Source organism: Pandoraea iniqua (assembly GCF_902459685.1).
Taxonomy (GTDB): domain Bacteria; phylum Pseudomonadota; class Gammaproteobacteria; order Burkholderiales; family Burkholderiaceae; genus Pandoraea; species Pandoraea iniqua.
The window spans coordinates 216,658-229,296 of the sequence record NZ_CABPSF010000006.1 but is presented as its reverse complement, the minus strand read 5'-3'; the positions used below and the strand labels follow the sequence as shown (position 1 = coordinate 229,296).

General features: G+C 63.5%; 10 protein-coding genes and 1 pseudogene. 4 read left to right on the top strand and 7 right to left on the bottom strand.

Annotated elements, in window-relative coordinates; translation table 11 throughout:
• Window position 1: 1 nt before the first annotated feature.
• Window positions 2-638 (top strand): annotated as a pseudogene (locus PIN31009_RS20475) (amino acid ABC transporter permease); the annotation flags it as partial.
• A gap of 231 nt (window positions 639-869) precedes the next feature.
• On the opposite strand, the gene PIN31009_RS20470 reads toward PIN31009_RS20475, so the two are convergent.
• Entirely contained in the window at window positions 870-3,158 is a 2,289-nt protein-coding gene (locus PIN31009_RS20470; RefSeq protein ID WP_150686127.1) for an NADP-dependent malic enzyme, read from the bottom strand.
• Window positions 3,159-3,404: 246 nt separating this feature from the next.
• On the opposite strand from PIN31009_RS20470, the gene PIN31009_RS20465 reads away from it, so the two are divergent.
• Both PIN31009_RS20465 and PIN31009_RS20460 read left to right on the top strand, forming a co-directional pair.
• The gene (locus PIN31009_RS20465; protein WP_058379837.1) at window positions 3,405-4,367 is read left to right on the top strand and encodes a LysR family transcriptional regulator; all 963 of its coding nucleotides are present in this window, start codon (window positions 3,405-3,407) and stop codon (window positions 4,365-4,367) included.
• Window positions 4,368-4,513: 146 nt separating this feature from the next.
• Window positions 4,514-5,737, top strand: a complete 1,224-nt coding sequence (locus PIN31009_RS20460; protein WP_150791423.1) for an autotransporter strand-loop-strand O-heptosyltransferase — start codon at window positions 4,514-4,516, stop codon at window positions 5,735-5,737.
• A gap of 24 nt (window positions 5,738-5,761) precedes the next feature.
• Here PIN31009_RS20460 and PIN31009_RS20455 read toward each other — a convergent pair whose 3' ends face one another.
• From PIN31009_RS20455 to PIN31009_RS20445, 3 genes are all read right to left on the bottom strand, one after another.
• Window positions 5,762-7,108 (bottom strand): type II toxin-antitoxin system HipA family toxin, encoded by a 1,347-nt coding sequence (locus PIN31009_RS20455; RefSeq protein WP_150791422.1) that lies wholly within the window; start codon window positions 7,106-7,108, stop codon window positions 5,762-5,764.
• Window positions 7,109-7,167: 59 nt separating this feature from the next.
• Window positions 7,168-7,572, bottom strand: coding sequence for a helix-turn-helix domain-containing protein (locus PIN31009_RS20450; RefSeq protein ID WP_246185776.1), 405 nt, complete (start codon window positions 7,570-7,572; stop codon window positions 7,168-7,170).
• 73 nt (window positions 7,573-7,645) lie between these two features.
• Window positions 7,646-8,671 (bottom strand): transporter, encoded by a 1,026-nt coding sequence (locus PIN31009_RS20445; protein ID WP_150686018.1) that lies wholly within the window; start codon window positions 8,669-8,671, stop codon window positions 7,646-7,648.
• Window positions 8,672-8,955: 284 nt separating this feature from the next.
• Between PIN31009_RS20445 and ppk2 the strand changes: the two genes are divergently transcribed.
• Window positions 8,956-9,876, top strand: coding sequence for a polyphosphate kinase 2 (ppk2, locus tag PIN31009_RS20440; protein WP_058375770.1), 921 nt, complete (start codon window positions 8,956-8,958; stop codon window positions 9,874-9,876).
• On the opposite strand, the gene PIN31009_RS20435 is transcribed toward ppk2, so the two are convergent.
• The 3 genes from PIN31009_RS20435 to PIN31009_RS20425 are packed head-to-tail and all read right to left on the bottom strand — an operon-like array spanning window position 9,870 to window position 12,427.
• Window positions 9,870-11,300 (bottom strand): ATP-binding protein, encoded by a 1,431-nt coding sequence (locus PIN31009_RS20435; protein WP_246185775.1) that lies wholly within the window; start codon window positions 11,298-11,300, stop codon window positions 9,870-9,872. The genes ppk2 and PIN31009_RS20435 overlap by 7 nt on opposite strands.
• Window positions 11,297-12,151, bottom strand: coding sequence for a response regulator (locus tag PIN31009_RS20430; protein ID WP_150791421.1), 855 nt, complete (start codon window positions 12,149-12,151; stop codon window positions 11,297-11,299). Before PIN31009_RS20430 ends, PIN31009_RS20435 begins: the two co-directional genes overlap by 4 nt.
• A gap of 18 nt (window positions 12,152-12,169) precedes the next feature.
• Window positions 12,170-12,427, bottom strand: coding sequence for a hypothetical protein (locus tag PIN31009_RS20425; RefSeq protein WP_150686016.1), 258 nt, complete (start codon window positions 12,425-12,427; stop codon window positions 12,170-12,172).
• Between the last annotated feature and the right edge of the window lie 212 nt (window positions 12,428-12,639).

The following is a 12,639-nucleotide window of genomic DNA, read 5'->3' as shown; positions in this document are numbered from 1 at the left end:
CATGAATTTCTCCGCCGTTATCGATAACTTGCCCTACTTGCTGTGGGGCACCTTTCCCGACGGTCCGCTCGCGGGCGCCGCGCTCACGCTGGTGCTCGCCAGTACGAGCGCAGTGGCGTCGGGCCTGCTCGGTCTTGCGGGAGGCATTGCGCTGGCGATGCTCACCGGACCGACGCGCTGGCTGCTCACGCTGGTCATCGGCTTTTTCCGCGCGATTCCCGTGCTGATGCTGATCTTCTGGACGTATTTCCTGCTTCCGATTCTCTTCGGCGTGGATGTGCCCGGACTCGCCACCGTCGCCTGTGCGCTCTCGCTCATCGGCGGGGCGTATCTCTCGCATACGGTCTACGCCGGTATTCGCGGTGTGGGCACGGCACAGTGGCAAGCCGGCATGTCGCTCGGCCTCACGCGCGTGCAGACGCTGCGGCACGTGGTGCTGCCGCAGGCGCTGCGCATGATGGCGCCGTCGTTCGTGAATCAGTGGATTTCGCTCGTGAAAGACACCTCGCTCGCCTACATCGTCGGGGTGGCCGAGCTGTCGTTTCTGGCGACGCAGGTCAACAGCCGGTTGATGGTGTATCCGGCGGAAGTGTTTGCCTTTGTCGCGCTGATTTACTTCGTGATGTGCAGCGCGCTGGAATGGCTTTGCGGGAAGGCGTTCAGTCAATCGGCGCCGACGCGGGATAGCGGACGAGCCGACCCAACGTCAACGCCCCGGCGCGGCTGGCAACGCATCAGGACGATGCGTTGGATCAGCTTGCCGGGGCGTTGGCGGACAACTAGCGTTTCTGCGGTGCCGGGGGCATCTGGGGCAGGGGCATCGGGTAATGCCGCTGAATTACCCCCGGCGAACGGGCGCCGCGTCGACTTCAGTCACGATTGGCCTGGATAACCGTGAGCGCCGTCATGTTGATGATGCGTCGCACGGTCGAGCTCGAAGTCAGCACGTTGACCGGTGCGCCCACACCCAGCAGGAACGGACCCACGGCGACATTGCTGCCCGCGCCCGTCTTGAGCAGGTTGTAGGCGATGTTGCCCGAGTCCACGTTCGGGCACACCAGCAGGTTGGCGGCACCCTTCAGACGCGAATGCGGCAGGATGCGGCTGCGCAGGCCTTCGTCGAGTGCGCAATCGCCGTGCATTTCGCCGTCGATTTCCAGATCGGGCGCCTGTGCCGACACCAGATCCAGCACGCGGCGCATCTTGGTGCCCGAGGCGGCACTCCCCGAGCCGAAGTTCGAACGCGAGAGCAGCGCGACCTTCGGGTTGAGGTTCAGCCACGACATCTGCTTAGCAGCGGCGATCGTGAATTCGGCGATTTGTTCGGCCGTCGGATCGTCGTTGACGTGCGTATCCACGAGCGCCACGGTGCGCTTGTCGAGCAGCAGGATGTTCATCGCGGCGTAGGTATTCGCGCCGGCTTGCTTGCCGATCACTTCATCGACGAAGCGCAAGTGGTCGTGATACGCGCCCACGGTGCCGCAAATCATGCCGTCGGCATCACCCAGACGCACCATCATCGCGCCGATCAGCGTGAGACGGCGGCGCATTTCCACGCGCGCCATTTCCTTCGTAATGCCGTCGCGGCAGCGCAGTTCCCAGTAGCTGGTCCAGTACTGGTGGAAGCGTTCGTCGTAGTACGGGTTGGTCACTTCGACGTCTTCGCCCAGACGCAGGCGCAGACCAAACTTCTCGATACGGGCGAGCAGCACTTCCGGGCGGCCGACCAGAATCGGGCGGGCCAGCTTCTCGTCGACGATCACCTGAACGGCGCGCAGCACGCGTTCTTCTTCCCCTTCCGCGAACACGATGCGGGCCTTGCCGCCGTCGCGCACGAGTTGCTTGGCCGCCGAGAAGATCGGCTTCATGAACGCGCCCGAGTGGTACACGAACTGTTGCAACTGGTCGGCGTAGGCGTCGAAGTCGGCGATCGGGCGCGTTGCCACACCGTCTTCCATGGCGGCACGGGCCACGGCCGGGGCGATACGCACGATCAGGCGCGAGTCGAACGGCTTCGGAATCAGGTATTCCGGGCCGAACGAGAGGTCATAGGCGCCGTAGGCGGTCGCCACGGAATCGTTCGGTTCTTCCTGCGCCAGCCCGGCAATCGCGTTGACCGCCGCAATTTCCATGTTGCGCGTGATGGTGGTCGCGCCCACGTCGAGCGCACCACGGAAGATGTACGGGAAGCACAGAACGTTGTTGACCTGATTCGGGAAGTCCGAACGGCCGGTGGCGAGCACCACGTCGTCGCGGGCAGCGCGGGCGTCTTCCGGGAAGATTTCCGGCGTCGGGTTGGCGAGCGCGAGAATCAGCGGGCGCGGACCCATGGTCTTCAACATTTCCGGCTTGAGCACGCCACCGGCCGACAGGCCGAGGAACACGTCGGCACCGTCGATCACTTCGGCCAGCGTGCGCTTGTCGGTCTTTTGCGCGAAGCGGGCCTTGTCCGGGTCCATGCCGACCGCGCGGCCTTCGTAGACGACGCCGTCGATGTCGGTGGCCCACACGTTCTCGATGGGCAGGCCGAGGTCGACCATCAGGTCCAGACATGCCAAGGCAGCCGCACCGGCGCCCGAGGTCACGACCTTCACTTCCTTGATGTCTTTGCCCACGACCTTCAGGCCGTTGATGAACGCGGCCGACACAGTAATGGCGGTGCCGTGCTGATCGTCGTGGAAGACCGGAATCTTCATGCGTTCGCGCAGCTTGCGCTCGACGGTGAAGCACTCGGGGGCTTTGATGTCTTCGAGGTTGATGCCGCCGAAGGTGGCTTCGAGGCTGGCAATGATCTCGACGAGCTTGTCGGGGTCGCTTTCGGTGATTTCGATGTCGAAGACGTCGATACCGGCGAATTTCTTGAAGAGGACGGCCTTGCCTTCCATCACCGGCTTGGAGGCGAGTGCGCCGATGTTGCCCAGACCCAGCACGGCGGAGCCGTTGGTGATCACGCCCACGAGGTTGCCGCGCGCGGTGTAGTTGAACGCCTTGGCGGGGTCGGCAGCAATTTCCTGACACGGGATGGCAACGCCCGGGGTGTAGGCGAGCGCCAGGTCACGCTGCGTGACGAGCGGCTTGCTGGCCGTCACGGAGATCTTGCCCGGAGTGGGGAACTGGTGATATTCCAGGGCTGCCTGGTGATCGTTGTTGTTGCTCATGGGCGTGTCGTCCTCGTTGGATGTCATCTCTCTCGTGCACCGCCCGGCCGTTCTTCGAGACGGTTGCCGCCCGGCGCACCTGATTGCGAAGCCATTCTAGGCAGCCGCTATTGCGAGGCGATTCTGAATTACTATGGGGCCATCATATTTTCGTTATGAGCGTACTTTCCCTGCTGTGCCGGGGATGCCGTGGATATCCGGACGGCGGGACGCTCGCAGGATTTGGGGATTCAGGGGGTAGGAGTGGTGCCTTTCGATACGGGCGAGGTGGTGCGGCGTCTGACCACGCGGCTCAAGATGCGCCATCTGGTGCTGTTGTTGCAGATTCAGCAGCATGGCTCGCTCACGCGCGTGGCCGAGCACATGGCGACGAGCCAGCCGGCCGTGACCAGCGCGCTCGCCGAGCTGGAAAGCATGCTTGGCGGCCCGCTGTTCGACCGCACCCCACGCGGCATGACGCCCACGCCGCTCGGCGAAGTGGTGCTCGCCCGGGCGCAGGCGATGGTCCACGATCTCGACCATCTAACGCGCGACATCGAGGCTGTGATGGCCGGGCATGCGGCACGCCTGCATGTGGGCGTGATTCCGTATATTTCAGGCAAGACGCTCGCTGCCGCCATTCAGCAGACGCTCGCGCAGATGCCGCAACGGCTCACCGTCACGCTGCACGAAGGCACGAGCGAAGCGCTCATGGCGCAGTTGCGCGATCACACGCTGGACGTGGTGATCGGGCGCGCCGCCGCCAGTGTCGACCTGACGCAGGTGCAATTCGAGGTGCTGATGCACCAGATGCCCCGCGTTGTTGCCAGCCGCCGGTTGGCCGCCCGGCTGGGCCGCAGCGCCCCGGTTTGGGCGCAACTCGCCGAGCTGGATTGGGTCATGGGCGCCCCCAATACGCCGATGCGCGATCAATTGGCCGACTTGTTCCTGCATGCTGGCGTGGTGCCCCCCGTGCCTGTCGTGGAGAGCTTTTCGTCGCGCCTGACGGGTGAGTTGCTCGCCAGCAGCGAGCGCGCCGTGTCGCTGTTGCCGGCCGACATCGCCGAGGAACTGGTACGCGTTGCCGGCGTAGCGGTGGTGCCGTGGTCGCTCACGTGGACGTTGCCGCCCGTGGCGATGTTCACCCGCCGTGAAAACCCGCGCGAGACCCATCAGCGGTTTACGCAAGCCCTGCGGGCTCAGTATCAGGCCATGACGGGATCGGTGTGAGCGTGGCGCTGCAATAAGCCGTGGAAAGCCGCAGTAAGGCGTGGAAAGGGTTTTCCGTCGAAAAACCCGGCAAATTCGCGAAATAACCGCCTTTTGGCACGTTTGTTCGTCGATTGCGATTCGACCGTCAGACGTAAGGTAACGGCATGAATGATGCCGCCCCCTTCGCCCAGTCACCGAACCAAATATTTCTCGCCCCCGCCCTGCTGCCGACGCAAGTCGGCCCGGCAGGGTTGCGTTTCGACTTCAACGACGGGGCGCGGGTAGTTATCCCCGACTTCGGGCAACCGTTGCCGTGGCGCGTGCGAATCTTCGACACGCGCGACGATGCCACGCTCATCGAAACCGCGTTGTCGTCGGGGGTCGTGCGCAGCCCCGCAAAGTACTACGTGCCGCACGGCATCACCATCTGGCTCAACGACGTCGTCGTGTTCGAGCATCGTTACGACGCCCGCGATCAGGACGTGCTCGTCCAGTTCGCCGTGGCCGCCCTCGGCGACGTACTGGGCTGGCTGCCGTATGCCCTGCGTTTCGCCCGGGAACATGGCTGCCGTCTGGCGTGTGTGGTGAGCCCCGCCGTCGCTTCGTTGTTTCGCGACACGTATCCCGAAGTGGAATTCGTCGCGCAAGAGAATGTCGAGCGCCGCAAGTACTACGCGACGTACAACATTGGACTCTTCTTCGACGACGGCGAACTGACGCAGCAACCGCGCGATTTTCGCGAGACGGGGCTGCACCGGACGGCGGCACATATTCTGGGCGTGGATGACACGGAAGCGCCTGCACGTCTTGGCCTACCGGACACGTCGCGTCCGTTGGCGGCGCCATACGTGTGCATCGCCGTGCAAAGTACGGCGCAGTGCAAATACTGGAATCGGGCGGACGGCTGGGAGACGGTGGTCGCGGGCTTGCGCGCGCGAGGGCTTCGGGTGATCTGCATCGATCAGAAGCCGCGTCATGGCAAGGGCGACTTCTGGCAGGCCATTCCCGAGGGTGCGGAAGATGCGACCGGCGATCTGCCGCTCACGGAGCGCGCACGGTGGCTGATGCATGCGAGCGCATTCATTGGGCTATCGAGCGGCCTGTCGTGGCTGGCGTGGACGGCAGGCACACCGACGGTGCTGGTGTCCGGCTTCACGCTGCCGCACAACGAGTTCGCCACGCCCTATCGCGTGATTGCGGAGAACGTCTGCACCGGCTGCTGGCACGATCCCGCGCTACGCTACCGGCACGATGACTTCCACTGGTGCCCGCGCCATCACGGGACATCACGCGCCTTCGAATGCACTCGCGAGATCACGCCAGAACAAGTGCTGGCGGCGGTGGATCGGATACCGGGGATTGCCGCAGCGGCAACGAGTGCGCGATAGGGCGGCAGCCGCCCGGCGCTGGTTTCAGGCCAATTGCTTACGTAGGGCAGCACTGGAAATGTCGTCGATATGGCGAAACGCCGGGGCGATGCGCTCGATGTCGGCAGCACTGACCGAGAACTCGTCGAAGAACACACGCCACTCGCGAACAACGCGCCAGACGTCGTCGATTAGTTGCGACGCTACGCGGCGCGACAACGTAAAGCGCTCGTGGGAATCCAATGCATTGTCCAGCGTGGCCAAACGTCCCTGTGGCCCCACACCGAGGTGTAAGACGCGCTCTTGCGCGCCACTGCTTCGCGGCATGACATCGTAGAGCGGGCTGAGGCGCCAACCACCAAGGTGGGCGTCCCAGACGAATCCATGATTGCGCAGATGGTCGTCGTCGTTGCTGACAAAGATGTTGTAGATCATCCGCTTGAACAATTCGGCGTTGTCCTGTCGGATGACGCTCGTATGGCAATAACGGCGCACGGCATCGGCAAGGTCGGCGTACGACTTCGTGTGCGATTCGCTTTCGTCGCATCCGACGAACGTCAACCCGCTCACAAACGGTATGCGACGTTCGACATATCCTCTCTCGGGTCCGACCGATGAAGTCGCCGCGTCGGCGCGGGTTGCTTCATCGGGGGTCGTCCAGAATCGGTCGAAACGACGGATCAGCATCACCTGACGCTCGCCCAGCTTGCGCACGTGAACCGACGGCACCGTCAAGCCGGCACGCGCGGCCAGTTGTAATGTCGCGCACTCCAGCGTCGGCACATTGAACGGATCGGTCCGACTGGGAAATTTGGCGAGCCACAGCACCCCCGCCTCGTCGCGTACGGAAGCTTTGGGTCGTGCACCGCCGAGTGCAGAACCGTCGACGAAGATGGCGTCCAGATGGGCCGGCACCGGCAGCCCCGCTTCGATCCGATCGGCCGCTTCCACCAGATAAGCCAGCGATTTCACGCCGGTCACACCTGCCGATGGGGCATCGTCGAGTCCGCTTCGCACATCGAGCGCACCGACACGCTCACTTCCCGCGTGAAGCAGATAGGCCGACTCAGGAAGACTGTTGGCCGGCACCTTGAGTTTCGCCTCGATCACACGCCGCCCCCACGCATCGGGCGCGGCGTCGCGAATGCCACCGAATGCCGTCAACTGGTTGTGGGGAAATAAGCGTCTGGCTTCAACGCTCTCGCGTTGGCGAATACCAAGACTCACTGGATCGACTTCAATGGCGTCTTTGCGACGCAGGTATTTCAGACCATACGCAAACGCTGACGCCATCAACGTAGCCCCAGATTCCGTGAGATCCAGTTGGCCGCAAGGTGCCCAGCCCTGCACCAAATGCGCAAAAACGGTGAGCCGGGTCGTGGCCTCTGCCATTGTTCGCACTCCAAGATAAGAAAGAAGTCACTGAAGCAGCGGGGGATTTCGGCCTTCGCTCAGAAGTCGAGGGCTTCGAGATCGGCACTCGTCAAATCGCGCACCCGCTGGGTTTGCTCCCGCAGCTTCAATGCAGCCAAGGCGGGATCCGATTCAGCATATAGATCCTGGAGCGTTGCGCCGGGAGCGACGGCGTCCAGATAGCGCAGGATCTGCCCAAACGCGAGACCCGGGTCACCGTGCTCGATGCGATAGATGGTGTTACGCGAAAGCCCGGCACGTGCCGCCACATCAGTCTGCTTGAGCTGGCGCGCCTTGCGCAGTCTGGCAAGGAGTTGGCCAAGACGCGCAGCTTCGGCCTGCAATGCCGAGGATATCGATTCGCTTTGGGATATTTTCATGATCGTAAAATCGAGCATTAACGCGTTAATGTTTGATTTTACGATCAAATTCGGAAAAGGCAAGATTATTGATGCTCGTAAAATCGAGCATAATCGCCGTAATGCTCGATTTCACGAACATTCGACGCGTAGCACCTCACTCCGGCCGGCGCCGGAATGCCCACCAGCCGGCGGCCGCCGTGCCGGTCGCGACGATAGCGACCAGTACCCAGAACCCATGCGGATGCTCGGCCAGCGGAATGCCGCCGACGTTCATACCGAAAAAGCCCGCCACGATGTTGATCGGCAATGCCAGCACCGTCACGACCGTCAGCGTGTAAATCGTACGGTCCGTGCGCTCGCTGACCATCGCCGCAATTTCTTCCTGCAACAACTTGATGCGCTCGAGCAGCGCCGACAAGTCGTTGAGCACCACCGCAAACTCTTCCGTCGCCTGACGGAATTCCTGCACGTCTTCGGCATGCCCCCACACCGGCGGGCGGCTCAACAATCGGAAGAGCGCCGCCGGCTCGGGTGCCAGCAAGCGTTGCAGCCGCACCAGCACCCGCCGCAGCGAACCCAGATCGGCCCGGTTGCTCTCGATGCGCTGCTGCAACAACCGGTCTTCCACGGTGTCCACACGGCGGCTGGTCTCGCGCACGATGCGCTCCAGCACATCCGCCTGATCGCGCAGCAAGTGCACCAGCAACGCCAACGGCGAACGAAACGCCTCGCCGCGCTTGACCGACGCGCGCAGCTTGTCGATCGATCGCAACGGCTTGACCCGCCCGGTCACCAGCAGCCGCGCATTGGCCGCCACCCGCAAGGTGGAAATTTCGGACTGCGCAATGTCGAACGCGAAGATCACGTCGTTGATCACGGCCAGCAACCAGTCGTCGGAATGTTCGATGCGTGTCGAGCGCGAGCCTTCGGTCAGCGCGTCGAAGAACTCCTCCGGCAGGCTCATGTGTTGTTGCAGCCACTTCTCACACGCCGCATGTGCGAAGTTGAAATGCAGCCACAAGAACCCGTCGGCGTGCTCGCCGCGCGCAAGCTTCGCCAGCCACGCCAGCGCCTCACCGGAATCGATCGGCGCCGGCGACGCGCCCTCGGTGAAGTGATAGCCGTAGATCAAACCCGCCTGATCGCAGCCATAAGCATGATGAGCAAGGTCGGCAAACATGCGCACTGTCGGAGTCAAACGTGGGGAAGTCGGTAACGGTCGTGAAGACCCCAACGGCCGGTCGAGCCCGGCGCGTCGGGAATGCCTCGCCAAAACGTGGCGGGACCGGCCATCATGACAATGTCATATGTCTTTTATGTGACAGTCACAAACCCGTTGCACGCGCGGTGCGCCCCGGAACACGGCCCTCGCCAGCGCCATGCGGGTGTCATAGAATCGTCGCATACTCAGTTGCTCAATCCGCCACGCGGGGGTTTTCTCCGCCCCGTACCGAGATCGTCGCCATGACAAAATTCGACTCCGATGCCGACCACGACGCCTCGCTCGCGCGTCGCCTCCAGGATGACCTGATCGACAGCTACGACGAAGAAATCGAGATGGAAATCGACGATCTGCGCCTGCCCGGCCTGAACGATCTGACCGACACCGCGCGCAGCGAACGTCTGCAATATTTCCGCGAGCTCTTCCGCCTGCAAGGCGAACTCGTCAAGCTGCAAGACTGGGTGATTCGCAGCCGTCACCGCCTCGTGGTGATCTTTGAAGGCCGCGATGCGGCCGGCAAAGGCGGCGCCATCAAGCGCATTACGCAACGCCTGAACCCGCGTGTGTGCCGCGTCGCCGCCCTGCCCGCCCCCAACGACCGCGAACGCACGCAATGGTATTTCCAGCGCTACGTGCAGCACCTGCCCGCTGCCGGCGAAATGGTGCTGTTCGACCGTAGCTGGTACAACCGCGCCGGTGTCGAGCACGTGATGGGCTTCTGTACGGATGACGAGTACGAAGAGTTTTTCCGCTCGGTGCCCGAGTTCGAAAAGATGCTCGTGCGCAGCGGCGTACAGATCGTCAAATACTGGTTCTCGATTTCGGACGAAGAGCAGGAAGCGCGCTTTCTCGCCCGCATTCAAGACCCGCTCAAGCAGTGGAAGCTCAGTCCGATGGATCTGGAAAGCCGCCGCCGCTGGGAAAGCTATACGCGCGCCAAGGAAGTCATGCTGGAGCGCACCCACATTCCTGAAGCACCGTGGTGGGTGGTGCAGGCCGACGACAAGAAGCGCGCGCGCCTGAACTGCATTCATCACCTGCTCGCACAAGTGCCCTATCACGACGTGGAACGCACGCCCGTGCTGCTGCCCGAGCGCGCCCGCAGCGAAGACTACATGCGCCACCCGGTGCCCGACACGATGATCGTGCCGGAGATTTATTGAGCTTGATTGGCGGAAAGGTTGGCGCGCAACGCGCCAACCGGTAAGCACAGCGTGACGCGCAACCCGCCTTCCGGTGACGTCGCGAGCCGCACCGAGCCGCCCAGCCCTTCGACCAGACGCCCCACCAGCGACAAGCCAAGGCCGCAGTGGCCTTCGCCGCCACGCGAAGCATCGAGCCGCACGAACGGCCGCATCGCCAGCGCTACCTGATCTTCCGGAATTCCCGCGCCGCAGTCGGTCACTTCGATGTAGCCGATATCGCCTTCGCGCCACGTCGCCAGCCGCACCGGCGGCTCGCCGTGCTCCAGCGCGTTGTCGACAAGATTCGACATCACGCGATCGAGCAGCGTCCGCGGCAGCCTGAAGTCCGGCCCCGCGCGCAGGTCGCAAGTGAACAACGCCTGATCCGTGCACGACGCGCCAGCGGCACCGCTCAACGCTGCGGCGCCGTCAGCCCCTTCGGCATTTTCACCATCGGCATAGGCAAGCGCTTCGACGACCATGTCCGTCGTCATGAGCGGCGGGACAGTCGCGTCACACACCTCTTCCGCAGGAAATTGCTCGCGCAGAAACGCGTCGACGCCGACGAGCGGACTCGTATCGGCCTCGTCGCGGGCATAGGCGAGAAACTGCTGAACGATGTGATTGATGGAAGCGATATCGCGCACGAAACCGTCGCGCGAGCCTTCGCTGTCGATCAGATCCGCGCGCAGACGCAGACGCGTGAGCGGCGACTTCAGATCGTGCGCAATCCCGGCGAGCATGATCGCCTGATTGTCTTCGGCCTCGGCCAGACGCTTGGCCATGTCGTTGAACGCGTGGGCCAGATCACGCAATTCGTGCGGCCCTTGTTCGGGCAGCAGCGCGGGACGGCGTCCCCGGGCGATCACCCGGGCGGCTTGTGCCACGCGTGCAATGGGGCGCTGCATCTGCCACGCCATCAACAACGCCAGCAACACCGCGCCAATCAGAATGCCGACTGTCTCGCGCACGAACGGCGGCATTGGCGGCAGATCGAGCGGGATGACAATCCATTGATCGTGGTTCGGCAGTAAGACCCACAAGCTGGTGCGCTTCGGCTCTTCGCGCACATGCAACTGCGTGCCGGGCGGCAGCTTCGAGAGGAGTTCGTTACGCAGATGCGCAGCGCGGCCGTCTTCCGACGGATCGGCAAACACCGGCGCCTGCGAGACCGGCACGCGCCGCAACCCTCGCGGCGGTGCGAGGCTGCCCGGGTCGACGGCGCGCTGATCGACGCTTTGAATGGCGATGAGCAAGCCGCGCGCGAAACCGTCGACCTGCTGGCGAGGCCGCTGGTAGAACACTAGCGCGCTCCACACGATATGCATCACCAGCAAGACGCCGATGCCCAGCAATGCCATGCGCCCGAACAGCGTGTCGCGCAGCCGCCAACACAGTTTCACGCCATCGACTCCCGCCAGCCACGCACGGCACGCTTGACCACTGGGGCCACCGCCGCGACCGCAGCCACCGGCGACACCGCAAGCGCCCGGCCATCGTCGGCGCCACCGGCGTCATGTTCGCGCGCGTCGGACGTCGCATCGGCCGACAGCTCGCCGCCCGGCACAAACACGTAGCCCTTGCCGCGAATCGTCTGGATATAACGCGGCTCGGACGGATCGGTTTCGATCAGGCGGCGCAGGCGCCACACCGGCACGTCGAGGCTGCGATCACGGAACGAGATGCCGTCGCCGTACAGCATCGCGTGCAGCTTCACACGCGGCAGCACTTGCATCGGATGTTGCGTGAACGCCTTGAGCATTGCGAATTCGGTGTCGCGCAGCGGCAGACGCTCGCCTTCGCGCTGCAAGGTGCGCAGCGTGAAATCGAGTTCGAACGGACCGAAACGGTACGGCGCGCGCGCGTCGGGTGCACTCGCCGCTACCGGGCCACGCCGGCGCAAGACCGCGTGAATGCGCGCAAGCAATTCGCGCGGATCGAACGGTTTGGCGAGGTAATCGTCAGCCCCCAACTCCAGACCGAGGGCCCGGTCGAGCGGACCGCCACGCGCGGAGAGCATGATCACGGGGATATCTTCGCCAGCCGCGCGCAAGTCCTGCAACGCGCGCAGGCCATCACGCTCGGGCATCATGATGTCGAGCAAAATCACCGACGGACGCTCGAGTTCGAGCCGGCGCAGCAACGACGCGCCGTTGTGAAGCACCGAGACCTGCATACCGTTGGCATGCAGCAGCTCACGCAGCAGGTCGCGCACGACGGGATCGTCGTCGACCAGAAGAACATGCAGACTCATGAAGGAATTCTCGCTAATTTAGGCTCGGCCCAGCTCACGCAGGGAGGCCGAACTCTGGACTGCCGCTACGGCAGGGTCTTGCGCCGTATGCTGTACCGACTGCACCGGCTCGGAGGCAGCAGATTCGCGCACCCCGGAGAGCGATCGCAGCGCATTCGTGAAACGGTCGGGCGATGACGAAGCGCGGCGTGTGCCGACGGTAGCGGCGGTGCCCTGCCCCGGCAAACGCCAGGCCCGATGTAGCGCCGCACCCGGCGCGCCAATGCCTGAGGACATGGTTTGTGCTCCCACGGTGTCGAGATACGCTGAAGTTTGCGCGCCCGTCCAGCCACCCGTTGGCCGAAGCATCCAATAAAATGGCATCCAATCCTTATTTCAGAAAGGATTGGTAAGGCAACCTGATCCGCAGTCCAGCCGGTCACAATCGCCGCTCGACCAAAAAATGTAGATTTGAGCGACGTTGCAAGCGATAGCGCGAAATTATAGTC

What these genes read in the sequence shown, in the direction of transcription:
- PIN31009_RS20470 (WP_150686127.1), bottom strand. Translation starts at nt 3,158, where the DNA reads ATGAGCAACAACAACGATCACCAGGCAGCCCTGGAATATCACCAGTTC.
- ppk2 (WP_058375770.1), top strand. Translation starts at nt 8,956, where the DNA reads ATGACAAAATTCGACTCCGATGCCGACCACGACGCCTCGCTCGCGCGT.
- PIN31009_RS20460 (WP_150791423.1), top strand. Translation starts at nt 4,514, where the DNA reads ATGAATGATGCCGCCCCCTTCGCCCAGTCACCGAACCAAATATTTCTC.
- PIN31009_RS20425 (WP_150686016.1), bottom strand. Translation starts at nt 12,427, where the DNA reads ATGTCCTCAGGCATTGGCGCGCCGGGTGCGGCGCTACATCGGGCCTGG.
- PIN31009_RS20445 (WP_150686018.1), bottom strand. Translation starts at nt 8,671, where the DNA reads ATGTTTGCCGACCTTGCTCATCATGCTTATGGCTGCGATCAGGCGGGT.
- PIN31009_RS20430 (WP_150791421.1), bottom strand. Translation starts at nt 12,151, where the DNA reads ATGAGTCTGCATGTTCTTCTGGTCGACGACGATCCCGTCGTGCGCGAC.
- PIN31009_RS20455 (WP_150791422.1), bottom strand. Translation starts at nt 7,108, where the DNA reads ATGGCAGAGGCCACGACCCGGCTCACCGTTTTTGCGCATTTGGTGCAG.